This window comes from Streptomyces cellostaticus (genome assembly GCF_001513965.1).
Classification (GTDB): Bacteria; Actinomycetota; Actinomycetes; order Streptomycetales; family Streptomycetaceae; genus Streptomyces; species Streptomyces cellostaticus.
On record NZ_KQ948034.1, the window covers coordinates 123,327 to 147,282 of the forward strand.

General features: G+C 69.8%; 31 protein-coding genes and 1 pseudogene. 20 read left to right on the forward strand and 12 right to left on the reverse strand.

The features are described from left to right. The first annotated feature begins 42 nt into the window (after positions 1–42). The 6 genes from AQI88_RS30460 (at position 43) to AQI88_RS30485 (ending at position 5,705) form a co-directional block, all read left to right on the forward strand. Positions 43–822 (forward strand): response regulator transcription factor, encoded by a 780-nt coding sequence (locus tag AQI88_RS30460; protein WP_067005273.1) that lies wholly within the window; start codon positions 43–45, stop codon positions 820–822. A gap of 117 nt (positions 823–939) precedes the next feature. Beyond that, on the forward strand, positions 940–1,962 hold the full coding sequence (locus tag AQI88_RS30465; protein WP_079057899.1) for a LacI family DNA-binding transcriptional regulator: 1,023 nt from the start codon (positions 940–942) through the stop codon (positions 1,960–1,962). Positions 1,963–2,095: 133 nt separating this feature from the next. Then, on the forward strand, positions 2,096–3,145 hold the full coding sequence (locus AQI88_RS30470; RefSeq protein ID WP_079057900.1) for a S1C family serine protease: 1,050 nt from the start codon (positions 2,096–2,098) through the stop codon (positions 3,143–3,145). A 31-nt stretch (positions 3,146–3,176) separates the two neighbouring features. Continuing rightward, entirely contained in the window at positions 3,177–3,434 is a 258-nt protein-coding gene (locus tag AQI88_RS30475; protein WP_067005276.1) for a hypothetical protein, read from the forward strand. 91 nt (positions 3,435–3,525) lie between these two features. Then, positions 3,526–4,260, forward strand: coding sequence for a response regulator transcription factor (locus AQI88_RS30480; RefSeq protein WP_067005277.1), 735 nt, complete (start codon positions 3,526–3,528; stop codon positions 4,258–4,260). After that, positions 4,257–5,705 (forward strand): HAMP domain-containing sensor histidine kinase, encoded by a 1,449-nt coding sequence (locus AQI88_RS30485; RefSeq protein ID WP_067005279.1) that lies wholly within the window; start codon positions 4,257–4,259, stop codon positions 5,703–5,705. The genes AQI88_RS30480 and AQI88_RS30485 overlap by 4 nt, the downstream gene beginning before the upstream one ends. Here the strand turns inward: AQI88_RS30485 and AQI88_RS30490 are convergent. The 5 genes from AQI88_RS30490 to AQI88_RS30510 form a co-directional block, all read right to left on the reverse strand. Then, positions 5,680–6,039 carry a hypothetical protein gene (locus tag AQI88_RS30490; protein WP_067005280.1) on the reverse strand — a complete coding sequence of 120 codons (360 nt, stop codon included), beginning with the start codon at positions 6,037–6,039 and terminating at the stop codon, positions 5,680–5,682. The two genes, AQI88_RS30485 and AQI88_RS30490, sit on opposite strands and share 26 nt — an antisense overlap. Continuing rightward, positions 6,036–6,386 (reverse strand): hypothetical protein, encoded by a 351-nt coding sequence (locus AQI88_RS30495; RefSeq protein WP_067005282.1) that lies wholly within the window; start codon positions 6,384–6,386, stop codon positions 6,036–6,038. The genes AQI88_RS30490 and AQI88_RS30495 overlap by 4 nt, the downstream gene beginning before the upstream one ends. A gap of 147 nt (positions 6,387–6,533) precedes the next feature. Continuing rightward, positions 6,534–6,749: a DUF397 domain-containing protein gene (locus AQI88_RS30500; RefSeq protein WP_067005288.1), complete on the reverse strand. Its 216-nt coding sequence runs from the start codon at positions 6,747–6,749 to the stop codon at positions 6,534–6,536. Further along, complete coding sequence (locus tag AQI88_RS30505; RefSeq protein WP_067005290.1) at positions 6,746–6,949, reverse strand: DUF397 domain-containing protein; 204 nt, start codon at positions 6,947–6,949, stop codon at positions 6,746–6,748. Before AQI88_RS30505 ends, AQI88_RS30500 begins: the two co-directional genes overlap by 4 nt. Beyond that, positions 6,946–7,779: a helix-turn-helix domain-containing protein gene (locus AQI88_RS30510; protein WP_067005292.1), complete on the reverse strand. Its 834-nt coding sequence runs from the start codon at positions 7,777–7,779 to the stop codon at positions 6,946–6,948. Before AQI88_RS30510 ends, AQI88_RS30505 begins: the two co-directional genes overlap by 4 nt. 136 nt (positions 7,780–7,915) lie before the next feature. Between AQI88_RS30510 and AQI88_RS30515 the strand changes: the two genes are divergently transcribed. From AQI88_RS30515 to AQI88_RS30530, 5 genes and pseudogenes are all read left to right on the forward strand, one after another. Next, positions 7,916–8,146, forward strand: a complete 231-nt coding sequence (locus tag AQI88_RS30515) for a hypothetical protein (RefSeq protein WP_067005294.1) — start codon at positions 7,916–7,918, stop codon at positions 8,144–8,146. After that, entirely contained in the window at positions 8,143–8,460 is a 318-nt protein-coding gene (locus tag AQI88_RS30520; RefSeq protein ID WP_067005296.1) for a hypothetical protein, read from the forward strand. Before AQI88_RS30515 ends, AQI88_RS30520 begins: the two co-directional genes overlap by 4 nt. A gap of 78 nt (positions 8,461–8,538) precedes the next feature. After that, positions 8,539–8,790 (forward strand): hypothetical protein, encoded by a 252-nt coding sequence (locus AQI88_RS46150; protein WP_159050434.1) that lies wholly within the window; start codon positions 8,539–8,541, stop codon positions 8,788–8,790. Positions 8,791–9,108: 318 nt separating this feature from the next. Beyond that, positions 9,109–9,476 (forward strand): annotated as a pseudogene (locus tag AQI88_RS43775) (pectinesterase); the annotation flags it as partial. 78 nt (positions 9,477–9,554) lie between these two features. After that, complete coding sequence (locus AQI88_RS30530) at positions 9,555–10,280, forward strand: PH domain-containing protein (RefSeq protein ID WP_067005300.1); 726 nt, start codon at positions 9,555–9,557, stop codon at positions 10,278–10,280. 8 nt (positions 10,281–10,288) lie between these two features. Here the strand turns inward: AQI88_RS30530 and AQI88_RS30535 are convergent, their stop codons facing one another. After that, positions 10,289–10,525 carry a hypothetical protein gene (locus tag AQI88_RS30535; protein WP_079057901.1) on the reverse strand — a complete coding sequence of 79 codons (237 nt, stop codon included), beginning with the start codon at positions 10,523–10,525 and terminating at the stop codon, positions 10,289–10,291. Here AQI88_RS30535 and mshD point away from each other — a divergent pair. The 4 genes from mshD (at position 10,524) to AQI88_RS30555 (ending at position 15,522) form a co-directional block, all read left to right on the forward strand. Continuing rightward, positions 10,524–11,450 carry a mycothiol synthase gene (gene mshD, locus AQI88_RS30540; RefSeq protein ID WP_067005374.1) on the forward strand — a complete coding sequence of 309 codons (927 nt, stop codon included), beginning with the start codon at positions 10,524–10,526 and terminating at the stop codon, positions 11,448–11,450. The two genes, AQI88_RS30535 and mshD, sit on opposite strands and share 2 nt — an antisense overlap. Positions 11,451–11,731: 281 nt before the next feature. Beyond that, a complete protein-coding gene (locus AQI88_RS30545) occupies positions 11,732–13,963 on the forward strand; it encodes an RNA degradosome polyphosphate kinase (protein WP_067005304.1) in 2,232 nt (743 codons plus the stop codon). Further along, on the forward strand, positions 13,944–15,089 hold the full coding sequence (locus AQI88_RS30550; RefSeq protein ID WP_067005306.1) for a CHAD domain-containing protein: 1,146 nt from the start codon (positions 13,944–13,946) through the stop codon (positions 15,087–15,089). The genes AQI88_RS30545 and AQI88_RS30550 overlap by 20 nt, the downstream gene beginning before the upstream one ends. Before the next feature lie 19 nt (positions 15,090–15,108). Next, positions 15,109–15,522: an NUDIX hydrolase gene (locus AQI88_RS30555; RefSeq protein WP_067005308.1), complete on the forward strand. Its 414-nt coding sequence runs from the start codon at positions 15,109–15,111 to the stop codon at positions 15,520–15,522. 247 nt (positions 15,523–15,769) lie between these two features. Here AQI88_RS30555 and AQI88_RS46795 read toward each other — a convergent pair whose 3' ends face one another. Next, positions 15,770–15,943 carry a hypothetical protein gene (locus AQI88_RS46795; protein ID WP_167357488.1) on the reverse strand — a complete coding sequence of 58 codons (174 nt, stop codon included), beginning with the start codon at positions 15,941–15,943 and terminating at the stop codon, positions 15,770–15,772. Between the two features lie 156 nt (positions 15,944–16,099). Between AQI88_RS46795 and AQI88_RS30565 the strand changes: the two genes are divergently transcribed. Both AQI88_RS30565 and AQI88_RS46800 read left to right on the forward strand, forming a co-directional pair. Beyond that, complete coding sequence (locus AQI88_RS30565; RefSeq protein WP_067005310.1) at positions 16,100–16,981, forward strand: SCO4651 family lipoprotein; 882 nt, start codon at positions 16,100–16,102, stop codon at positions 16,979–16,981. A gap of 101 nt (positions 16,982–17,082) precedes the next feature. Next, positions 17,083–17,250: a hypothetical protein gene (locus tag AQI88_RS46800; RefSeq protein WP_167357489.1), complete on the forward strand. Its 168-nt coding sequence runs from the start codon at positions 17,083–17,085 to the stop codon at positions 17,248–17,250. On the opposite strand, the gene AQI88_RS30570 is transcribed toward AQI88_RS46800, so the two are convergent. Then, positions 17,251–17,556 (reverse strand): metal-sensitive transcriptional regulator, encoded by a 306-nt coding sequence (locus AQI88_RS30570; RefSeq protein WP_067005312.1) that lies wholly within the window; start codon positions 17,554–17,556, stop codon positions 17,251–17,253. Between the two features lie 206 nt (positions 17,557–17,762). On the opposite strand from AQI88_RS30570, the gene AQI88_RS30575 reads away from it, so the two are divergent. Genes AQI88_RS30575 through AQI88_RS30585 form a run of 3 tightly spaced genes read left to right on the forward strand, consistent with a single transcriptional unit; the run spans position 17,763 to position 19,637 of the window. Beyond that, positions 17,763–18,383, forward strand: coding sequence for a DUF47 domain-containing protein (locus AQI88_RS30575; protein WP_067005314.1), 621 nt, complete (start codon positions 17,763–17,765; stop codon positions 18,381–18,383). A 7-nt stretch (positions 18,384–18,390) separates the two neighbouring features. Then, positions 18,391–19,389 carry an inorganic phosphate transporter gene (locus AQI88_RS30580; RefSeq protein WP_067005315.1) on the forward strand — a complete coding sequence of 333 codons (999 nt, stop codon included), beginning with the start codon at positions 18,391–18,393 and terminating at the stop codon, positions 19,387–19,389. 47 nt (positions 19,390–19,436) lie between these two features. Beyond that, positions 19,437–19,637 carry a DUF5988 family protein gene (locus tag AQI88_RS30585; RefSeq protein WP_067005316.1) on the forward strand — a complete coding sequence of 67 codons (201 nt, stop codon included), beginning with the start codon at positions 19,437–19,439 and terminating at the stop codon, positions 19,635–19,637. A gap of 106 nt (positions 19,638–19,743) precedes the next feature. On the opposite strand, the gene pstB is transcribed toward AQI88_RS30585, so the two are convergent. From pstB to pstS, 4 genes are all read right to left on the reverse strand, one after another. Further along, complete coding sequence (gene pstB, locus AQI88_RS30590; protein WP_067005317.1) at positions 19,744–20,520, reverse strand: phosphate ABC transporter ATP-binding protein PstB; 777 nt, start codon at positions 20,518–20,520, stop codon at positions 19,744–19,746. A 47-nt stretch (positions 20,521–20,567) separates the two neighbouring features. After that, on the reverse strand, positions 20,568–21,626 hold the full coding sequence (gene pstA / locus AQI88_RS30595; protein WP_067005319.1) for a phosphate ABC transporter permease PstA: 1,059 nt from the start codon (positions 21,624–21,626) through the stop codon (positions 20,568–20,570). Then, complete coding sequence (pstC, locus tag AQI88_RS30600) at positions 21,623–22,630, reverse strand: phosphate ABC transporter permease subunit PstC (protein WP_067005321.1); 1,008 nt, start codon at positions 22,628–22,630, stop codon at positions 21,623–21,625. Before pstC ends, pstA begins: the two co-directional genes overlap by 4 nt. A 139-nt stretch (positions 22,631–22,769) precedes the next feature. Beyond that, complete coding sequence (gene pstS / locus AQI88_RS30605; RefSeq protein ID WP_067005376.1) at positions 22,770–23,894, reverse strand: phosphate ABC transporter substrate-binding protein PstS; 1,125 nt, start codon at positions 23,892–23,894, stop codon at positions 22,770–22,772. Positions 23,895–23,956 lie beyond the last annotated feature (62 nt).

Below are 23,956 nucleotides of genomic sequence, written 5' to 3' on the forward strand. Positions count from 1 at the left end.
CACCGCACACGTCCTCGCAGGGACCGAGGAGGAACCAGACGTATGAGTTCTCTGCTGCTCCTGACCAACGCCCTCCAGCCGTCGACGGAGGTGCTGCCCGCGCTCGGACTGCTGCTGCACAACGTGCGGGTGGCCCCGGCGGAGGGCCCCGCCCTCGTAGACACCCCGGGCGCCGACGTCATCCTGGTCGACGGGCGCCGCGACCTGCCGCAGGTGCGCAGCCTGTGCCAGCTGCTGCGCTCCACCGGCCCCGGCTGTCCGCTCATCCTTGTTGTCACCGAGGGCGGCCTGGCCGCCGTCACCGCCGACTGGGGCATCGACGACGTACTCCTGGACACCGCCGGTCCGGCGGAGGTCGAGGCACGGCTGCGGCTGGCCATGGGCCGGCAGCAGATCGTCAACGACGACTCCCCGATGGAGATCCGCAACGGCGACCTTTCCGTGGACGAGGCGACCTACTCCGCCAAGCTCAAGGGCCGGGTCCTCGACCTCACCTTCAAGGAGTTCGAGCTCCTCAAGTACCTCGCCCAGCACCCGGGCCGCGTCTTCACCCGTGCCCAGCTGCTCCAGGAGGTCTGGGGCTACGACTACTTCGGCGGCACCCGGACGGTGGACGTGCACGTACGGCGGCTGCGCGCCAAGCTCGGTCCCGAGCACGAGTCGCTGATCGGAACCGTCCGGAACGTCGGTTATCGATTCGTTACGCCCGAGAAGGGCGACCGGTCCGGCGACGAGGCCAAGGCCAAGGCGGACCGGGCAAAGGCGGAAGATGCGGACGCATCCGCCGCCCTGGACGCCACCGAGGTCCACGCGGACGCCTAGCAAAGGCGCGGACCGGCACGGACAGGCATGGACCGTGCTCGGGCGGGGCATTGCTTCCGCACAGCCGGGATGCGATATGCCCTGCCCAGAGCGGGTCCATCCGCGTAGACTCCGCGCGTGGCCAAGGTGACTCGGGATGACGTGGCACGGCTGGCTGGGACCTCCACCGCCGTCGTCAGTTATGTCATCAACAACGGACCCCGGCCGGTCGCCCCGGCCACGCGCGAGCGTGTCCTCGCGGCGATCAAGGAACTGGGGTACCGCCCCGACCGGGTCGCCCAGGCCATGGCGTCCCGGCGCACCGACCTCATAGGCCTGATCATCCCGGACGCCCGCCAGCCCTTCTTCGGCGAAATGGCGCACGCGGTCGAACAGGCCGCCTCCGAGCGCGGCAAGATGGTGCTCGTCGGCAACACCGATTACATCGGCGAACGCGAGGTCCACTATCTGCGCGCGTTCCTCGGCATGCGGGTCTCCGGCCTGATCCTCGTCTCCCACGCCCTGAACGACCTCGCCGCGGCCGAGATCGAGGCCTGGGACGCCCGGGTGGTGCTGCTGCACGAGCGCCCGGAGGCCATCGACGACGTCGCCGTCGTCACCGACGACCTGGGCGGCGCCCACCTCGCCGTACGCCACCTGCTGGAGCACGGCTACGAGTACGTGGCCTGTCTGGGCGGTACGGCCGAGACGCCGGCCGTCGGCGACCCGGTCTCCGACCACGTCGAGGGCTGGCGGCGGGCCATGGCCGAGGCGGACGTCTCCACCGAGGGCCGCCTGTTCGAGGCGCCGTACAACCGCTACGACGCCTACCGGGTGGCCCTGGAGGTCCTCTCCGGCCCGCACCGGCCGCCCGCGATCTTCTGCTCCACCGACGACCAGGCGATCGGTGTGCTGCGGGCCGCGCGCGAGCTGCGCATCGACGTGCCCGGCGAGCTGGCGGTGGCCGGGTTCGACGACATCAAGGAAGCGGCGCTCGCCGACCCGCCGCTGACGACGGTCGCCTCGGACCGCTCGGCGATGGCCCGGGCGGCGGTGGACCTCGTCCTGGACGACGGGCTCCGGGTGGCGGGCTCACGGCGCGAGCGGCTGAAGACCTTCCCGTCCCGGCTGGTCGTGCGGACCAGCTGCGGCTGCGGCTGAGCCCTTCATGAAGGGCGGGTGAGAGCCCGTCCCGAGCGGCCAGAGGCATCTTTATATCGGGCAAACAAGCTTCTGCCGGGCTTCTCAGGGAGCACTCAGGAAGCTCTCATGGTGGCGGGGGAGGCTGTTTGTCATGACCGAGAGCATCCGCCGCAGCGGCGAGTACGACGAGTACGAGTACGGGAACCCCCAGGCTCCGCACGCTCAGCAGCACGCCTACTCCGCTCCCGCGAACCCCGAGTGGCCGCCCCCGCCGTCGTACCAGCCCCCGACGGCCACGGTGACGGCCCCGGACCCCGCGCCGCGCAAGAAGCGCACCCGCGGCCCGATCGGCCTGCTCGCCGCGGTGGCGATCGTCGCGGCCGCGGTCGGCGGCGGCACGGCCTACGCCTTCCAGGAGCTGACCGGCAAGGACACGGTCGCCTCGGCCGGCACCACCACCAACGTGGTGCCCACCAGCAAGAAGGGCAACGTCGCCGCCATCGCCTCCGCGGTCAGCCCGAGCGTGGTCGAGGTCCAGGCGACGCTCAGCAACGGCTCGTCCACCGGCTCCGGCGTGATCATCACCGGCAACGGCGAGATCGTCACCAACAACCACGTCATCTCCGGCGCCTCCTCGATCAAGGTGCGCACCAGCGACGGCAGGAGCTACCCGGCCGAGGTCGTCGGCACCGACAGCTCCAAGGACCTGGCGCTGATCAAGCTGAAGGGAGCTTCGGGCCTCAAGCCCGCCTCGCTCGGCAACTCCTCGTCCGTCCAGGTCGGTGACACGGTCGTCGCGATCGGCTCCCCCGAGGGCCTGACCGGCACCGTCACCAGCGGCATCGTCTCCGCGCTCAATCGTGACGTGACGGTCTCCACGGACGAGAACCAGGGCCAGAGCCAGGGCGGCGACGGACAGTGGCCGTTCCAGTTCGGCGGCCGCCAGTTCAACGGCGACACGGGCTCGTCCACCACGACCTACAAGGCGATCCAGACGGACGCCTCGCTGAACCCCGGCAACTCCGGCGGCGCGCTGATCGACGCGGCCGGCAATGTCATCGGGATCAACTCCGCGATGTACTCGTCGAGTTCGCAGTCCTCGTCCTCCTCGGGCGCGGGCAGCATCGGCCTCGGCTTCGCGATCCCCGTCAACACCGTCAAGTCCGACCTGGCCAAGTTGCGGGCGGGCTCCACCAGCTGAACGACTCACCAGGCATGTCAGGGAGTACGTCATGATCAAGCACGTTTCGCACCAGGACATGACCGGCACCGGTCCGGCCGCTCTCACCCTGGCCCTCGCGGTCGCGTACGAACTGCACGCGCCGGCCCCGGCACCTTCGCCGGCCCCGGCACCCCGTCCCGTCGAGGTCGCCCCCGTCCCCGAGCTGATGGGCCTGCGCCGCACCTCCGCCGACCGCCACCACCGCCGCAAGGTGCCACTGCGCCGCCTGAACACCACGGTCCGCGGCCTGGCGGCGCTCCAGGCCTAGCCCGGAGCGCTGCGTGCCCGACAGCGCGGAAACATGCGACGCTGAGAGACACTCCGTCCCCCGCCCCACCGCACCCGAGGAACCGCGAGCGATGAGTCCCGCCGAAGGCGACCGTGACCCCCTGCGCATCCTGATCGTCGACGACGAGCCCGCCGTCCGCGAGGCGCTCCAGCGCAGCCTCGCCTTCGAGGGGTACGACACCGAGGTCGCGGTCGACGGCGCGGACGCCCTGGAGAAGGCGACGGCCTACCGGCCCGACCTGCTCGTCCTGGACATCCAGATGCCCCGCATGGACGGCCTGACGGCGGCGCGCCGCATCCGGGGCGCCGGGGAGACGACCCCGATCCTGATGCTCACGGCCCGCGACACGGTCGGCGACCGGGTGACGGGACTGGACGCGGGGGCGGACGACTACCTGGTCAAGCCCTTCGAGCTGGACGAGCTCTTCGCCCGTATCCGGGCCCTCCTGCGCCGCAGCTCCTACGCGGCGGCGGTCTCCCCCGAGGCCCAGGAGGACGAGGCGCTGACCTTCGGAGACCTGCGCATGGACCTCGCGACACGGGAGGTCACGCGCGGTGAGCGGCGGGTGGAGCTGACCCGCACGGAGTTCACACTCCTGGAGATGTTCATGGCCCACCCCCGCCAGGTACTCACCCGCGAGCAGATCCTGAAGGCCGTGTGGGGCTTCGACTTCGAGCCCTCGTCGAACTCGCTGGACGTCTACGTCATGTACCTGCGCCGCAAGACGGAGGCCGGGGGCGAGCCGCGGCTCGTGCACACGGTCCGGGGCGTGGGGTATGTGCTGCGACAGGGTGGCGCGGAGTGAAGAAACTGGTACGCCGTTACCGGACACTGCCGATCCGGACGCGACTGGCGATGCTGGTCGCGGCGGCGGTGGCGTTCGCGGTGGCGGCGGTTTCGGTGACGTGTTGGTTCATCGTGCAGCGGAAGCTGTACGACCAGGCCGACAACGACCTGAGGAAGGCGGTGACCATGCCACGGCCGCAGCTGGAGGCACAGGTCACCGATGCCCTCACCGACTGCAGGCAGTCCCCGGAGTACCGGGGCGGCTGGCAGAACACCTACTCCCAGGTGGTCAAGCCGGACGGCAACGTCTGCCTCTTCGGCTCGTCGATAGGGCGCGTCAAGGTCTCCCAGACCGACCTGAGCGTGATCAAGAACGCCGGAACCGGCGATATCGTCTTCCACAACGGCACGGACTCGGACGGCAACGTGGTCCGTGTGCTGACCGTGCCGCTGACCCTGGCCGATCCGCTCAGCAACATCCGCAGCCACGCGGCCTTCGTCGCCGCCGTCCCGCTCAGGGGCACCGAGAAGACCCTCAACGACCTGGCCCTCATCCTCCTGCTCGTCTCCGGCATCGGAGTCATAGGAGCAGGCGCGGCCGGTCTCGCCGTGGCCCGGGCCGGCCTGCGCCCGGTCGACAAGCTCACCGAGGCGGTGGAGCACGTGGCCCGCACGGAGGACCTGGCCATCCGCATCCCGGTGGAGGACGACAGCGAGGACGAGGTGGCCCGCCTGTCCCGCTCCTTCAACTCGATGACCGCCTCGCTGGCCAGCTCCCGCGATCTCCAGCAGCAGCTGATCGCGGATGCCGGGCACGAACTCCGGACACCCCTGACATCGTTGCGGACCAACATCGAGCTGTTCACCCGCAGCGAGGAGACGGGCCGCCCGCTCCCCCCGGAGGACCGCAAGGCACTACTCGCCTCTGTAAAGGCCCAGATGACGGAACTGGCCTCCCTGATCGGCGACTTGCAGGAGCTGTCCCGCTCGGAGGGCCAGCGGGGTGAACGCGTCCAGGTGGTCTCCTTCCAGGACACCGTGGACGCCGCCCTGCGCCGGGCCCGCCTACGCGGCCCCGAGCTGACGATCAAGGCGGACCTGAAGCCCTGGTTCGTCCGGGCGGAGCCCTCCGCGCTGGAGCGGGCGATCGTCAACATCCTGGACAACGCGGTGAAGTTCAGCCCCGGGGGCGGCACGGTCGAGGTGCAGCTGATTGAGGGCGTGCTGACGGTCCGGGACCACGGCCCTGGCATCCCCGAGGACGAACTCCCGTACGTCTTCGACCGCTTCTGGCGCTCGCCGAGTGCGAGGGCCCTGCCGGGCTCGGGCCTGGGTCTGTCCATCGTGGCCCGTACGGTTCAGCAGGCGGGCGGCGAGGTGAGGCTGGCGCGAGCGGAGGGCGGCGGGACCGTGGCGACGGTACGGCTGCCGGGGGCGGCTACTCCTCCGCCGGAGACTCCGTAGGGGGTTCGGTGCCGAGCCAGAAGAGCTCTTCTACCGTGATCTGGGGATCTTCCGTCCGGCGTACGAAGACGTACTTCAGCCAGCCGTTTCCATAGTCGAAGAAGCAGATGTGACGGCCCTTCGGATCAGTGGACCGGTCTGGCCGTACCTTCATGTCATCGGGAAGGCCCGCATCGGTCTCGATGCCGCGGAAATAGGGGTCCTTGGCCGTGACCAGTTCGGCGCGCGCGGCGTAGACCATTTCCCGTACATGCTCAGGCAGCGCTTCCAGGGCAGCGCGAGCATCGAGCCGCCAGTCCATCTGCCAGGGCGGCCCCATGAACCCGTCGGTCACTCGCCGGGCTCCAGTTCTCGCACTCGGTAGTGGATCTTCGCTGCCTCTTCGAGGAGGGCCTTGGCCTCGTTGATGTCGGTGCACTCGTACGCAGCCCGGTGCTCAAGATCACGCACGTACGCGTCCAGCTTGGGGTCGCGGGCGATGGCGTACTGGCCCCACCAACGGACCATGAACGCGGGCACGGGGGTTACGTCGTATGCGTCAGCAATCGCCCACTTCCAGTGCTCGTCGAAGTCGGGGAGGAGCTCGGGCGTGTGCTTGGCGATGGCCTCGCGTAGCGCCTTCGGGTTGCGCTCGGGCATGGGAGGGACGCCAGGACCCGGCTCCGCAGCGTGGGCACTCATGCTCGCTGTCCTCCTTCGACGCGCCGCATCTACGACCATAACCGTCCCGCACCTTTGGCATCAGTAGTTCGTGACCTGCCCGACCGTTCGGCCGGAACGTCAACGGTGCCGGAGACATGGCTTCGAAGGTGGAACATCCGAGCGACGTCACCCGAAGGGGTAGACACCCGCCTCACCCTTGACCCCAGCCACGAACACGGACCAGGAAGAGGACGAGAAGAGCAGCGGGCGGGTCGACGGAACCTTGCTGTCGCGGACCGGCACGATGCCGGGGAAGCCGTCGGCGACCGCGACGCAGTTGTTGGCTCCCCCATCGCTGTAGCTCGACTTGCGCCACACGGCGGTGCTGAGATCGGGAGTCATGCGGACTCCTTCACACCGTGCACGAACGCGGACCAGGACGGCGCTCCGAAGACCAGCACGTGGCCCGACGGGATCTTGCTGTCCCGGACCGGGACCATGCCTGGATAGCCGTCGGTCACCTCGACACAGTTCGAGGCTCCCCCGTCGCTGTAAGACGACTTGCGCCACACGGCGGTGCTGAGGTCGGGGGTTCGGTTCATGATCTGCACTCCTCCAGAAGACGCTTGATGAACGCCGTCGACTCAGCCGGAGTCAGGGCCGCGTCCCTGACGAGATCGTAGGACAAGCGGTAGGACAGGACCTTGTCCGGATCGTCGATCAGCACGCCGGTTCCGTTGCCTTCCACGTAGGCAACGGGGTCGCCGGCTCGCTGCCACAGAAGGATCAGGTCGCTGCTCATGAGGTCGTGCACACCGGCCGTGTAGGGCAGTACCTGAAGAGCGACGTTCGGACGTTCCGCTGCGTCCACCAGATGCGACAGCTGGTCCGTCCACACCTTCACGTCGGGAACCGGGCGCCGCACCGCCCCCTCGTCCAGGATCACGCGCACGCTCGGCGCCGGGTCGCGGTACAGCAGTTCCTGCCGTCCCATGCGCAAGGCCACCTGCTCCTCGACTTCTTCGCCGTTGCCAGCCGTTGTCTGGCCTCCAGACAACCCTGACAACACAGCCCGGGCGTAGTCCTCGGTCTGCAACAGGCCCGGCACCCGCAGCTGGAACATCCACATGACCCGGGCCGTCGCCTCCAGATCCATGAACGCCTTGTACTTGTCCTTGACGACCTCCTTGCGGGCGTCACGCCACAGGCGAACCAGCAGGTCACCGGAGCCGTAGTACGTGTCCAGGTCCTCCATGACCGCTCGCTTCGAGAGGCGTTCCCCCTTCTCCAAGCGGAAGAGATAGCTCTTGTCGTACGACGTCTCCGCCGACAACTGCGCCAGCGTCTTGCCCGCCTTCTCCCGCAGAAACTTCAGCGTCCGCCCGAGCTCGGCACGCCTCGACTCCCGGTCCCCGTCAACGAGTTCGCCCATGTCACCCCTCGCCGTTGCCTGGCGCCCAGACAACGCCAGCCCTCTTCCGCAGCGTACGCGCAAGCAGTGACGATCGACGCACGAACGGTAATCACCGCTCGTCAAGCCCACCCTTTGCCGCTCAAGGAGCGCCGACGTGCGCGCACGTACCGCCGGATTCATCGAATCGCTACTGCTGCTGCTCATCCGGGCGTTGCTGCCCGCCCGGGGCCGTCATCGCGCGGTCCCGGCCCGACTGCCGTACCCGGCACGCCCGTTGACCACACGCACCGGCCGTCCGCCCGCCCTCGACGCACACCTCATCGACATCGCCTACGACACCCGGTTGGTGCGCCCGTACCTCCTCACCCCGGAGGTGGCCGCATGAGCACCGCACAAGAGCGGCCGAGGCCGGTCGACGGGCAGCTCCGCCTCCTGCCGTGGACCACCCCGGAGGGGAACCCCTGCTACCTCAGTACCGACAGCGGCCACAGCAGGCTCTCCCTGCTCGCGGACGACGTGGAAGCGGCCCAGCTGGACTCGGGCGAACAGGTGCTCCTCGGAGCCAGGGCCGTCCTGGCCGACGCCGGGGCGGGCGAACGCGCGGTGCGCTTCGCGCTCACCAGGGCCGTGGAGTCACTGAGCGAGGCGCTGCGCATCGCGGTCAGCCGAGGGCGGCGGATCCCCGGAAACGACCTCTGACCTGGCCTTGGAGGGGGTGCTCACCCGCTCGGATGCGCTCGACGAGAAAATGATCAGGAGGGTGTGCATGGTGATCACATGAACACTTCACCTCAGCGCAAGAAGACCGTCGCTTTCCGGATTCCGCGAGCGTTCGCGGTGTGTGCCGCCGTAGGCATCACTTGTGCGGCGGGGATGGCAACTGCCACCTCCGCCGTGGCCGCGGCGCCGGCCACGCACGTCGCCACGAAGGCCGCCCCGGCCTGGAGCCACGGCGGTGACGGCGGCAGCAACAACGACGCCAACAAGTGCGCCAACGGCCTCCTCGACCTCCTCAACTTCTGCAACTGACCGACAACCGGCGGCAGTTCCTGCCCGCCGACCGCACCACCACGCATTGAAGAAAACCATCCATCCACCCACCCCAGGGCGGTCAGGAACAGAGGCAGACCCCCTCTTCCTGACCGCCCTGCCGACTTACAACCGAAGGCCTGCGCCCAACTCCGGCCGGGGCGGCAACCTTTCCGCGTGGGGCAGCGACTGCAACGGCAGTCCATCCCCCGCACGGAACGGAGACCGGCATGAGCGAGCACCGCAGAACGGCCGCCAAGCCACGCGACCGCCGACGGGTTCGCCTCCGTCAACGCCCTCGGGCAGAAGGGGACTTACTCCGCCGGTTTCGTCACGGCCCCTTCGACCGCCGCGAACCGCAAGGGCCTCCTGATCAACGCCTCCACGGTGAGCGGCAGCGTCTCCGACCGGAGCTTCTCCCTCGGGCGCCCCTGGCGCGCGGGCGGCGACGCCACCCTCGACCCGCAGACCACGGTCCGCAACACCACCCTGAGCACCGCCGTCAAGTCCACCCCCTGGACGGACATGGGCGGCTTCTCCTGGAAGAGCGACCGGTTCGCCGAGTACAGAACAGCGGGGCGGGCGCGGGCAGCGCGAGCGGTGACCGGCCTCAGCTGACCGACGCCCAGGCCTCGAACCAGGAGGTCGCCGACTGGCTGGGCGGCTGGACGCCGACCGCCTCCTGACCTCCCGGGTACGGGGTCTACCCTCTCCTCAGTCGCGCACCCGTTCGGTGCGCCGGGGGAGGGGCTTCCGTGACTTCCATGGACGAGGGCGGGCTGGTTCGGGAGTACCGCAAGCGGCGCAGACGGCCCGGACAGGTCCTGATCCTGCCGGTCATCCTGCTGGGCAACGCCGTGCTGCAGACGGTCCGCCCCCATGACGGCATGCCCGGGTGGTGGGCTCCCACGGCGCTGGGGCTCCTGCTGGCGGCCTGTGTCTGGCGCGCCCTGCTCGAATGGCGGGCGCGTACCTGGGTGACGGCCGAGGGGATCACCCGGCAGGGGCCCGTACGATTGCGCAGCTGGGCCTGGTCCGACATCTACGACATCCGGCTGGAGCACGGCGGCGGCGATGCCGTCAACGCCGCTCCCCGGTGGCCGGCCTATGTGTACGACCACGAAGGGCGCCGCTTCCGGATCCCGCACCTCGACGAGATGCAGCTGGACGATCCCTACGCCGAGGTCGCCGCCCTGCGTCACGCCGCCTGGCAGCACGGGTGGAGCAGCTGGGAACAGCGCCCCGAGGTCGAGGAACGCATCCTGCGCCGTGCCGGGCAGCGCAAGGGGTGGCGGTGGGCGAGCATCGGCGCGGTGATCGTCCTGGCCGCCATGGCCGTGGTCGCGGTGGCGGAGGCCGCCGTCGGAACCCCGGTCGACCTGCTCCTGCAACTCGTCGGCGTGCCCCTGGCCGCCTTCGCCGTACTGGGCATCGCACTGAGTACCTACTGGGCCACCCATCACCCACGCCCGCAGAACCGGCCCTGGTGACGAGCGGACTACCAGCGCAGGATCATCGTGTCGTCCGCCCCCGGTGCCGTTTGCACGATCGCCTCCGGTGGCGGCGACACCAGCCGCGCGTAGGCGCCGCCCCGCGCGAGGAGTTCCCCGTGCGTCCCCGTCTCCACCAGGCGGCCGCCGACCACGACGAGGATGCGGTCGGCGTCGGGGGCGAGGGTCAGGTCGTGGGTGATCACGATGGTCCGGCCGGGCCGCCCCGATACCCTCGTACGCATGAGCAGCGACGACGCCGTACAGCCCTTCCCCTCCCGCTCCATCGAGACCTACGCCGAGCTCGGCCCGGGCCAGGCCGAGGCCGTGCTCGCACTGCTCGCCGAGGCCGCCCGCGTGGACGGGCAGCAGCCGGTGTCCGAGCAGGGGCGCCTGCAACTGCGCAGGGGTGCCCGCGCGGGCGTGTCGCATCTGCTGCTGACCGTCGGAGACGAACTCGTCGGCTATGCCCAGCTGGAGGACACCGACCCGGTGGAGGCACCGGCCGCCGAACTGGTCGTCGACCCGGCGCACCGCGGGCACGGACACGGGCGGGCGCTGGGCTCGGCGCTGCTCGCCGCCTCGGGCAAGCGGCTGCGGGTGTGGGCGCACGGCGGGCACTCCGCCGCCCGGCACCTCTCCCAGGTGCTGGGGCTGACCCTGTTCCGTGAACTGCGCCAGATGCGGCGGCCGTTGACCGGCCTGGAGCTGCCCGACCCGGTGCTGCCGGAGGGCGTGAGCGTGCGCGCCTTCGTGCCCGGCAAGGACGACACGGCCTGGCTCGCGGTCAACGCGGCCGCCTTCGCGCACCACCCCGAGCAGGGCTCGCTGACCCAGCGCGACCTGGACGACCGCAAGGCCGAGCCGTGGTTCGACCCGGCCGGGTTCTTCCTCGCCGAGCGGGCCGGGGAACTGGTCGGCTTCCACTGGACCAAGGTGCACGCCGAGGAGGGGCTCGGCGAGGTGTACGTGCTCGGGGTCCGGCCGGGCGAGCAGGGCGGCGGCCTCGGCAAGGCCCTGACCACGATCGGCCTGCGCCATCTGGCCGGGCTGGGCCTGCCGTCGGCCATGCTCTATGTGGACGCCGACAACAATGCGGCGGTCTCGGTGTACGAGCGGCTGGGGTTCACCACGCACGAGACCGACCTGATGTACCGCACCGAGACGTGACATAGACCGAGGTCAGGGGCGGTCGCCCGGACGGCCGCCGCCCGGGGGCGGAGCGGCCCGCCGTTTTCGCGGCGCGTACGCCTTCGGGCCGCCCCCCGATATCCCGCACGTCATGTCTCCGTAACCATCGATTCAGACGGGCTTGCGACGCTCTGCCAATGAAGCCCGCCGTGCCAGAGCCTTCGCCGCCCCCCGGGTGGCCCGTGAGGAACGGGTTCGTGTCGCTCCCGCCCGCACGTTCCGACGCGCCTGTCTCGCCCCTGGCGCGGAAGAATGGGGTCATGAGTCAGCAAGACACCCAGGCAGAGGTCCAGCACCCGCAGCCCTCCGTGGGCTCCATAGCCGCGCACCGGCCGCACACCGTCGCAGCGAACGTCTCCGACCTGGAGCCCGACATCGATGCCGACCTCGACGCGTACGAGGAGGCACCGAACGAGGGTGCACCGCTGCCGCAGGGCCGCTTCCTCGACCGGGAGCGCAGCTGGCTCGCGTTCAACGAGCGCGTCCTGGAGCTGGCCGAGGACCCGAACACGCCGCTGCTGGAGCGCGCGAACTTCCTCGCGATCTTCGCCAGCAACCTGGACGAGTTCTTCATGGTCCGGGTGGCCGGCCTGAAGCGCCGCATCGCGACCGGGGTCGCCACCCGGTCCGCCTCCGGCCTCCAGCCCCGCGAGGTGCTGGAGATGATCTGGGCCCGCTCGCGCGAGCTCATGGCCCGGCACGCCGCCTGCTACCACGAGGACGTCGCCCCCGCACTCGCGGAGGAGGGCATCCACCTGGTCCGCTGGAGCGAGCTGACCGACAAGGAGCAGGCACGGCTCTTCACGCTGTTCCGGCACCAGATCTTCCCGGTCCTCACCCCGCTGGCCGTGGACCCCGCGCACCCGTTCCCGTACATCTCCGGCCTGTCCCTGAACCTGGCCGTCGTCGTACGCAACCCGGTCAGCAACCACAAGCACTTCGCGCGCGTGAAGGTACCGCCGCTGCTGTCCCGCTTCCTGGAGGCCGCGCCCGGCCGGTACGTCCCGCTGGAGGACGTCATAGCCGCGCACCTGGAGGAACTGTTCCCGGGCATGGAGGTGGTGGAGCACCACGCCTTCCGCCTGACCAGGAACGAGGACCTGGAGGTCGAGGAGGACGACGCCGAGAACCTGCTCCAGGCCCTGGAGAAGGAACTCATGCGGCGCCGCTTCGGGCCGCCGGTGCGCCTGGAGGTCGAGGAGTCCATCGACCGCGAGGTGCTCGACCTGCTGGTGCGCGAGCTGAAGATCTCCGAGGCCGAGGTGTACCCGCTGCCGGGCCCCCTGGACCTCACCGGCCTCTTCCGCATCGCCGGCATCGACCGCCCCGAGCTCAAGTACCCGAAGTTCATCGCGGGCACCCACCGCGACCTCGCCGAGGTCGAGTCGGCGTCCGCGCCCGACATCTTCGCGGCCCTGCGCAGCCGGGACGTCCTGCTGCACCACCCGTACGACTCGTTCTCGACGTCCGTGCAGGCCTTCGTGGAGCAGGCGGCCGAGGACCCGGACGTCCTCGCGATCAAGCAGACCCTGTACCGGACCTCCGGCGACTCCCCGATAGTCAACGCGCTCATCGACGCCGCCGAGGCCGGCAAGCAGGTCCTCGTCCTGGTCGAGATCAAGGCCCGCTTCGACGAGCACGCCAACATCAAGTGGGCCAAGCGGCTGGAGGAGGCCGGCTGCCACGTCGTCTACGGCCTGGTCGGTCTGAAGACCCACTGCAAGCTGTCCCTGGTGGTCCGCCAGGAGGGCGACACGCTGCGGCGCTACAGCCACGTCGGCACGGGCAACTACCACCCGAAGACGGCGCGCCTGTACGAGGACCTCGGCCTGCTCACCGCCGACCCCCAGGTCGGCGCCGACCTCTCCGACCTCTTCAACCGCCTCTCCGGCTACTCGCGGCGCGAGACCTATCGCCGCCTCCTGGTCGCCCCCAAGTCCCTGCGGGACGGCCTGATCTCCCGGATCAACAAGGAGACCCAGCACCACCGCGCGGGCCGCCCGGCCTTCGTCCGCATCAAGGTCAACTCGATCGTCGACGAGGCGCTCATCGACGCCTGCTACCGGGCGTCCCAGGCGGGCGTGCCGGTCGACATCTGGGTACGGGGCATCTGCGCCGTCCGCCCCGGCGTCGCGGGCCTGTCGGAGAACGTCCGGGTCCGCTCGATCCTCGGCCGGTTCCTCGAACACTCCCGGGTGTTCGCCTTCGGCAACGGCGGCGAACCCGAGGTGTGGATCGGCAGCGCCGACATGATGCACCGCAACCTCGACCGCCGGATAGAGGCCCTGGTCCGGGTCACCGACCCCGGCCACCGGGCGGCCCTGAACCGGCTGCTCGACACCGGCATGTCCGACAGCACCGCCTCCTGGCACCTCGGCCCCGACGGCGAGTGGACCCGGCAGGCGACCGACGCCGACGGACAGCCCCTGCGCAACGTTCAGGAGATGCTCATAGACGCCCGGAGGCGCCGGCGTGGCAACGCAACACCTTGACCCGACGGACCCCACGGCCGGGGCGGTGACGGGGGAGGCCCTCGCGGGCTACCTGCGCGCCCAGGCCACGGAGTTCCTCCGCGCACTGCGCCTGCACCGGGAGACGGGTGGCGGCCCGGCCGCGAACGGCGCCGAGGAGTCCGTCGACGCGGCCCGGGCCCTGCGCCGCTCGGCCCGCCGCATCAGCGCCAGCCTGCACACGTTCCGCCCGCTCCTCGACACCGACTGGTCGGAGGAGATGCGCCCGGAACTGGCGTGGCTGTCGGGCACGCTGGGCCTTGAGCACGCGTACGAGTCCCGCCTGGAACGGCTGCTGCTGGCGCTGCACCGGCTGTCGGGGGCGACGGTGTTTCCGGGGCAGGCAGTGAGCGACGCGACCGTGGGCCGGGCCGACACAGCCGCCGTAGCTGCGGGCAGTCGTGCCGCCGGGGCGGCACGGGTGGGCGCAGCGGCACCTTCGAACGCCGGTGGCCCTGCCCGCCAGACGGCAACCCCGGATCGCGGCAACCTCACCGTAGGCGCGGCAAAAGCGGGCGCCCTGCTGGAACGCCAGCTCACCCTCGCCCGGACCCGCGCCCACTCGACCGCCCTCCAGGCCCTCGGCTCCTCCCGCTTCCACGCGGTCGCCGACAAGGTCGCCGTACTCGCCAGCGAAGTCCCCCTCACCCCCGCCGCCCCCACCACCGACCTGCGCCCTGCGGCCGCCGCCGCCGAGGAGCGCCTCACGGACGCCGTCGCCGCCCTCCCCCTGGTCACCGCCGGCCACCCCTACAACGCGGAGGCCCTGGTCCACGGCCTGTCCCCGGACCCGTCCCCGCACCCCCAGGACGGCCCCTGGCACCAGGTTCGCCTGCTGCTGCGCCTGCACCGGTACGCCCGCGAGGTGCTGTTCGAAGCCAACGCACCGGTGGACCCACGGCTGTTGACGGCGGGCCAGGCCCTGAACCGTCACCGGGACGCCTCGGAGGCGGCGGCAGCGGCCGCACAGGCGGCCCGTACGCCCCGTATCGCCCCGGCGACCGCGTACGCCCTCGGCGTGCTCCACGCCGACCAGCGGCACGAGGTGGAGGCGGCCAGGTTCGCCTTCCAGCAGGCGTGGCAGAAGCAGACGGTCAGCGCACCCTGAACCCTCCCGAGGAGGCGGTGTGAACGACACCACGGTCCAGGCGGCGGGCTGCGTGCTGTGGCGCCGCTCGCCGGTGGCAGGCGGGCTGGAGATCTGCCTGGTCCACCGGCCGAAGTACGACGACTGGTCGCACCCGAAAGGCAAGCTCAAGCGGGGCGAGGACCCGCTCGCCGGGGCCCTGCGCGAGGTCGCGGAGGAGACGGGGTACGAGGCCGAGCCCGGCCCCGAGCTGCCGACCATGCACTATCTCGCGGGCGGCCGCCCGAAGCAGGTGCGCTACTGGGCGGCCGAAGCGACAGGGGGCCACTTCACCCCGAACACCGAAGTGGACCGCATCCTCTGGCTCTCCCCCACCGCGGCCCGGATCCGGCTGACCCAGCCCCGCGACCGCGACCTCGTGGACGCCCTCGTCCGCCCCATCGAACACAGATGAGCCCACAGGCCCTTCACGGGCCCGGCGCGTGCCCCTCCGCGTCCGCATCCGGCGGGCAGCCGCCCCAACCAGGTACACAACCGGGCGGCCGAAGCGACAGAGGGCCACTTCACCCCCAACACCGAAGTGGACCGCATCCTCTGGCTCTCCCCCACCGCGGCCCGGATCCGGCTGACCCAGCCCCGCGACCGCGACCTCGTGGACGCCCTCGTCCGCCCCATCGAACACAGATGAGCCCACAGGCCCTTCACGGGCCCGGCGCGTGCCCCTCCGCGTCCGTGCGGGCCTGGCTGCGGGCCCGGCGGGCGGGACCGCGCCAGCCGCAGATACAGCGGGCCACACAGAAACGGCCCTGCTCGGTCGTCGTCGTGAGGTGCTCCTGCCCCTGCCGGGCTCGCTCCGGCCCCTCCTGCTGCGCCACGGTGACAACGTTACCGACCCCGCGGTTAAAGGGTTTGTATGGCCTTTCCCCGCCTTCGGTACGGCCGGCGCGGCGCGTGACGGCACCCCCTACTCGTCGTTAACCGAAACGACAGGGGGCCCGTTGACGGACGTACCGGCTGGGGGTAGGCAGGCGATGGATCGGCGGCAGCACAGGCGCGCGGGCAGAACGGTCGTCGCGGTGGGGATCATGATCGGGCTCGGGGCGGGCGCCACAGGGTGTTCCGGCCTCGGGGCGGCGGCGGAGGGCGTGAGCGGCGCCGGCGGTGATCCGGTGGTCACCCTGCACCGGGCCGCCGACATCCTGCGCGTGGCGGGCACTTCCAAGGCCACCACCTCCATGGAGATGGCGACCGGCGGCACCCGGGTCACCATCCGCGGCAAGGGCGTCTACGACTACCGGCATCTGATCGGCCGGCTGACCGTCGTGCTGCCGGAGGATCCCGCGGGCACCTCCGAGCACCGGCCCATCACCGAACTCCTTGCCCCGGGCGCCCTGTTCATGAAGAACCGGGGCGCGGGGGTGCCCGCCGACAAGTGGGTGCGGGTGGAGACCGCGAGCCTGTCCGACGGCAACCTCGTCACCGGCGGCGCGACCGACCCGTACGCCGCCGCCGAGGTGCTGCGCGGGACCCGTACGGCCTCCTACGTGGGGGAGACCGAGGTCGCCGGGACACCGGTGCGGCACTACCGGGGCACCGCGGATCTGACGAGCGCGGCGAGCTCCGCCTCGGCGGACAACAAGGCGGCCTTGCGGGCGGCGGCGAAAGGGTTCGCCACGGCCGAGGTTCCGTTCGATGCCTATCTGGACGAGCAGGGCCGCATCCGCAAGCTGCGCCAGCGCTTCAGCTTCGTCAACGGCCGGGAGAAGACCGCCGTGGCGGTCGCCTCGACCACACTGCTCTACGACTTCGGCGCCCCCGTGGACGTACGCCTGCCGCGTCCGCAGGACATCTACGCGGGCCGGATCGCCGAGGGTGAGGGCAGGAACGGGGGCGGGAACCCGGCTGCGCACTAGTCCGGGACACCACCCTCGAACTAGCCCGTCCGTGCCATGCGCGGTGTGTAGACCACTGCCTACCCTAGGAAGCGGTGACGGCAGAGAAGAGGTGATGCAACGTGGCTCCGGTCGGCGGTACGGCAGTTCAGGACCACGTGGCCCTCGCCGAGATCGAGCTCTGCGGAGAGCTGATCATCGCCGCCTCGGCCGCCGAGGACCGGCTCAGTCTGGAGAGCATCGACGAGGTGCTGCGGGTGGCCGAGGAGCGGGCATCCGCCGAGGTCTGATCAGGTGCGCAGCAGGCGGCCGATCGCCTTCGTGGCCTCCTCCACCTTCGCGTCGACCTCGTCGCCGCCCTTGAGGGCCGCGTCGGCGACACAGTGCCGCAGGTGCTCCTCCAGCAGCTGCAGGGCGAAGGACTGCAGGGCCTTGGTGGAGGCGGAGACCTGGGTGAGTATGTCGATGCAGTAGGTGTCCTCGTCGACCATGCGCTGCAGGCCGCGGATCTGGCCCTCGATCCGGCGCAGCCGCTTGAGGTGCTCGTCCTTCTGCTTGTGGTAACCGTGCGTGGCGCCGGCCTCGGTCGTCGTCATCGCGGGCCTCCATCTCGGGACGGGCTGCCGATATATACCCCTGGTGGGTATATGGTACCGAACTTTGCTGGGTAAAGGGCCCTTGGTACGCCCCCGTGCTGATCACTGTGCCCGATGGGCGACACTGGGGGACGGCCCGATAGCCGTGGCCGGATGATGCGCCTAGCATCAGCCTGACCGAAACCGAAGCACCCCGAGGACCACACGTGCGCTTTCGTCTGACCCCCAGGGAGACGAGCTTCTACGACATGTTCGCCGCTTCCGCGGACAACATCGTCACGGGCTCGAAACTCCTGATGGAACTGCTCGGGGCGGACGCCTCTGCCCGGGCCGAGATCGCAGAGCGTATGCGGGCCGCGGAACACGCAGGTGACGACGCCACGCACGCGATCTTCCACCAGCTGAACTCCTCGTTCATCACGCCGTTCGACCGCGAGGACATCTACTCCCTCGCCGGATCCCTGGACGACATCATGGACTTCATGGAGGAGGCCGTCGACCTGGTCGTCCTCTACAACGTGGAGGAACTGCCCAAGGGCGTCGAGCAGCAGATCGAGGTGCTCGCCCGGGCTGCCGAGCTGACGGCGGAGGCGATGCCGAACCTCCGCACGATGGACAACCTGACCGAGTACTGGATCGAGGTCAACCGGCTGGAGAACCAGGCGGACCAGATCCACCGCAAGCTGCTGGCCCAGCTCTTCAACGGCAAGTACGACGCGATCGAGGTGCTGAAGCTCAAGCAGATCGTGGACGTCCTGGAAGAGGCGGCGGACGCGTTCGAGCACGTGGCGAACACGGTGGAGACCATCGCCGTCAAGGAGTCCTGAGGCGTCGATGGACACCTTCGCCCTGGTCGTGACCATCGCGGTCGCGCTCTTCTTCACGTACACGAACGGCTTCCACGACTCCGCGAACGCGATCGCGACCTCGGTGTCGACGCGGGCCCTGACCCCGCGGGCGGCGCTCGCCATGGCCGCAGCGATGAACCTCCTGGGCGCCTTCCTGGGCTCCGGGGTCGCCAAGACGGTCAGCGAGGGTCTGATCGAGACGCCCCAGGGGTCGAAGGGGATGGGCATCCTCTTCTCCGCCCTCCTCGGCGCGATCATCTGGAACCTGGTCACCTGGTACTTCGGCCTGCCCTCCTCGTCCTCGCACGCCCTCTTCGGCGGCCTGGTGGGCGCGGCGCTCGCGGGCGGCACGACGGTGCTCTGGAACGGCGTCCTCGACAAGGTCGTCATCCCGATGTTCGTCTCGCCGGTCGTCGGCCTGCTCGTCGGCTACCTGGTGATGACGGCCATCCTGTGGCTGTTCCGCCGGTCCAACCCGCACAAGGCCAAGCGGGGCTTCCGCATCGCCCAGACCGTCTCGGCGGCCGGCATGGCCCTCGGTCACGGTCTCCAGGACGCCCAGAAGACGATGGGCGTCGTGGTGATGGCACTGGTGATTTCCGGCCACGAGACGTACGGCGACCCGATCCCGGTCTGGGTGAAGATCGTCTGCGCGCTGATGCTGTCGCTGGGCACCTACGCGGGCGGCTGGCGCATCATGCGCACGCTGGGCCGCAAGATCATCGAACTCGACCCCCCGCAGGGTTTCGCCGCCGAGACCACCGGCGCGTCGATCATGTTCACCACGGCCTACCTCTTCAAGGCGCCGATCTCCACCACCCATGTGATCACCTCGGCGATCATGGGCGTGGGCGCGACCAAGCGGGTCAACGCCGTCCGCTGGGGCGTGGCCAAGAACATCGTCATGGGCTGGTTCATCACCATGCCGGCGGCCGCCCTGGTCGCGGCCCTGGCCTACGGGATCGTGAACCTCACGGTGCTGTAGCGGCCGCCTCGAGATGCGGTAGTCGGCGCCGTGACAAGACTGGACATATGACTACCAAGGCACTCCTCGAAGGCGGGCCGGACGATCTGGCGGGCACCACCGTGACGATCGTTCCCCCCGGCCAAGAGCTGAAGATCCCGCACACCGGTGGCTACGAGCACTACAAGGTCACCTCGCGCCACGAGGACACCGAGGAGGGACGGATGATCGTCTTCCAGTGGTGGGAACGGACCGAAGTAGCCGAATGAACGACGCGGGCCCGCCCCCGGGAGCCAGGGGCGGGCCCTTTTGCGTCCTCGCGATGGCACCGCCATGCAGCACCGCGAGGGGTTCTGGAGGAGAACTACCGCCGGCTCAGCCGAAGCGGCCGGAGATGTAGTCCTCCGTGGCCTGGACCGAGGGGTTCGAGAAGATCCGCTCGGTGTCGTCGATCTCGATCAGCCGGCCCGGCTGCCCGACCGCGGACAGGTTGAAGAACGCCGTACGGTCCGAGACACGGGCCGCCTGCTGCATGTTGTGCGTCACGATGACGATCGTGAACCGTTCCTTCAGCTCACCGATCAGGTCCTCGATCGCCAGCGTCGAGATCGGGTCCAGGGCCGAGCAGGGCTCGTCCATGAGCAGCACCTTCGGCTCGACGGCGATCGCCCGCGCGATGCACAGCCGCTGCTGCTGACCACCCGAGAGACCCGAGCCGGGCTTGTTCAGCCGGTCCTTGACCTCGTTCCAGAGGTTCGCGCCCTTGAGGGACTTCTCGACGATGTCGCTGAGCTCGGACTTCTTGTAGCTGCCGTTCAGGCGCAGGCCCGCGGCCACGTTCTCGAAGATCGACATCGTGGGGAACGGGTTCGGGCGCTGGAAGACCATGCCCACCTCGCGCCGCACCGACACCGGGTCGACACCGGTGCCGTAGAGGTCCTCGTCGTCCAGGAGCACCTTGCCCTCGACGCGGCCGCCGGGGGTGACCTCGTGCATACGGTTCAGCGTGCGCAGGAACGTCGACTTGCCGCAGCCGGAGGGGCCGATGAACGCCGTCACCGAGCGCGGCTCGACGGTCATCGAGATGTCTTCGATCGCCTTGTGGGAGCCGTAGTAGGCGGTGAGTCCGCTTACGTCGATTCGCTTGGCCATGTCTACTTCACTTCCAGAATTTCAGGCTCGGTCGCTGTATGGCCGCGTCAGCGACCGGTCTTCGGGGCCTTCCAGCGGGCGATACCGCGGGCCACCAGGTTCAGGATCATCACGAAGGCGATCAGCGTGAGGGACGCCGCCCAGGCGCGGTCGTAGGCCGCGTTGGCGCCGGCGCTCTGCGAATACTGCTGATAGATGTACAGCGGCAGCGACGCCTGCGCACCCTCGAAGGGGTTGTTGTTGATGAACGGGTTGCCGAACACCAGCAGCAGCACCGGCGCCGTCTCGCCCGCGATACGGGCGATGGCCAGCATGATGCCGGTGGTGATGCCGCCGATGGAGGTCGGCAGGACCACCTTCAGGATGGTCCGCCACTTCGGCACGCCGAGCGCCAGCGAGGCCTCGCGCAGCTCGTTCGGAACGAGCTTGAGCATCTCCTCGGTGGAGCGGACGACGACCGGCATCATCAGGATGGCCAGGGCCAGCGAACCGGCGAAGCCGAACGGCTGCATCTTGAAGATGAGCATCAGGCTGAGGATGAACAGACCCGCGACGATCGACGGGATACCCGTCATGACGTCGACGAAGAAGGTGACCGCCGACGCGAGGCGGCCGCGCCCGTACTCCACCAGGTAGATCGCGGTCATCACGCCGATCGGGGCGCCGATCAGGGTGGCGAGGCCGACCTGCTCCAGGCTGCCGATGATGGCGTGGTAGATGCCGCCGCCCGGCTCGGAGTCGGCGACGACGCCCATGGAGTGGGTGAGGAAGTAGAGGTTCAGGACCTTCACGCCGCGGGAGATGGTCACCCAGACCAGGGAGACCAGCGGGACGACGGCGATCAGGAAGGCGACCCACACGAGCGAGGTGGCGACCCGGTCCTTGGCCTGGCGGCGGCCCTCCACGCGGGCGGCGATGCCGTAGGTGCCGAGGATGAAGAGGACCGCGGCGATCAGGCCCCACTGGACCTTGGTCAGCCCGCCGGCCAGGCCGATGGCGATCGCCAGCACGATCGAGCCGCCGGCGATGGCCCAGGGCGACCATTTCGGGAGGCTGGCGGCCCGCAGCGTGCTGGGGCGCTTGTCGGTGACGGCTGCGGTGCTCATGCGTTGGCCCCCGAGTACTCCTTGCGGCGGGCGATGATCGCGCGGGCCGCGCCGTTGACCAGCAGCGTGATGACGAAGAGCACCAGACCGGAGGCGATCAGCGCGTCCCGGCCCTGCTCGGTGGCCTCACCGAACTTGCTGGCGATGTTCTGGGCGAAGGTGCCGCCGCCCGGGTCGAGCAGGCTGGCCTGGATGTCGTAGCTCGGGGAGAGCACGGTGGCCACGGCCATCGTCTCGCCGAGGGCGCGGCCGAGGCCGAGCATCGAGGCGGAGATCACGCCGGAGCGGCCGAAGGGCAGCACCGCCATGCGGACGACCTCCCAGCGGGTGGCGCCGAGGGCCAGGGCGGCCTCCTCGTGCATCCGCGGGACCTGGCGGAAGACCTCGCGGCTCACGTTGGTGATGATCGGCAGGATCATGATCGCCAGCAGGATGCCGACGGTGAGCATCGCGCGGGGGGCGCCGCCGTCCCAGGAGAAGATGCCGGTCCAGCCGAGGTAATCGTTCAGCCAGCCGTACAGGCCCTGCATGTGCGGGACGAGGATCAGGGCGCCCCACAGGCCGTAGACGATGGACGGCACCGCGGCGAGCAGGTCGATCACGTAGGCGATCGGACCGCTCAGCTTGCGCGGGGCGTAGTGGGTGAGGAACAGCGCGATCGCGACGGCGACCGGGACCGCGAGGGCCATGGCGATGATCGAGGAGACGATCGTGCCGAAGGCCAGCACCGCGATGCCGAAGCTCGGCGGCGTGAGGTTGGTGTTCCACTCGAAGGTGGTCAGGAAGTTGCCGTGGTCCTTGCTGATCGCGAGGGAGGCACGGTAGGTGAGGAAGACCGCGATCGCGGCCATGACCACCAGCAGCAGGATGCCGGAGCCACGGGAAAGGCCGAGGAAGATGCGGTCGCCGGGGCGGGTCGCGCCACGGCTGTTGCTCTTCAGCCGGGCCACGTCCGGCTCGGGCGTGGGGGGAGGTGCGTCAGTAGTCTGCGTCGATATGTCCATCGGGGATCTCCGGTCTGCGGAGCCGCTGGGTGAGCGGCTCGATGGAGCCGCTCCCTTTCGCGGTGACGGCTCCGGGCGGCGGTGCACCGGACGGTGCGGCCCGGGTCCGGGAGGAACCGGGCCGCACTCTCGGATCAGGTCAGCTCAGGCCGGCAATGGTGGTGCGGACCTTGGCGATGATCTCGGAGGGGATGGGAGCGTAGTCGTTCTCCGACAGGACCTTCTGACCGTCCTCGCTGGCGATGTAGGTCAGGAAGGCCTTGGTGGCGGGCAGGGTGTCCGCCTTGTTGCCCTTGTCGCAGACGATCTCGTACGTCACCAGGGTGATCGGGTAGGCACCCTCGGCCTTGGTCTTGTAGTCGAGCTTCAGCGTCAGGTCGCTGCCGGTGCCGACGACCTTGGCGGCCGCGATGTCGGCGGTGGCGGAGTCGGTGGAGGGCTTCACCGGGGCCTTGGCGCCGGTGTCGATCGAGACGGTGTTGATGTCCTTGGCGTAGGACAGCTCGAAGTAGCCGATCGCGCCGGAGTTCTGCTTGACGCCCTGGGCCACACCGGCGGAGCCGGAGGCCGCCTGGCCGCCCTGCGCCTGCCAGGCCTTGCCGCCGGAGTACTTCCAGTTGTCCGGGGTGGTGGCGATCAGGTACTTGGTGAAGTTGTCCGTGGTACCGGAGTCCTCGGAGCGGTGGAAGGCCTGGATCTTCAGGTCGGGGAGCTTCGCCTTGGGGTTCAGCTTCGCGATCGCCGGGTCGTTCCAGTTCTTGATCTTGCTGTCGAAGATCTTGGCGATCGTCGGGGCGTCCAGGACCAGGTTGTCGACACCCGGGACGTTGTAGCCGAGGGCGATCGGGCCGCCGACCATCGGGAGGTCGATGCCCTGGCCGCCGGAGCAGACCTTCTTGGAGGCGGCGACCTCTTCGGGCTTCAGCGCGGAGTCCGAACCGGCGAACGCGATCTGGCCCTGGTTGAAGGAGGTGACACCGGCACCGGAGCCGGCACCCTTGTAGTTGATCTGCACGCCACAGGCCTGGGAGAAGTTCTTGACCCAGGCGTCGATGGCGTTCTTCTGCGCGGAGGAGCCGTCTGCCAGGAGCTGACCCTTGGCGTTGTCGCACTTGATCGAGCCGGCGCTGGTGGAGGACGACGAGTTGTCCGTCGTCTTCTTGCCCGTGTCGTCGGAGCCGCACGCCGTCAGGGCCAGGGCGCCGGAGACGGCGATCGCACCGAGAGAGAGGGCGCGCAGCCGGTTCTTGCGCTGAAGCTTCACTGTCGGGAGTTCCTTCCTGGAGCCGCCGCTGTCGGCGGCGTGCGAGGAGTAAGTGCGCGAGC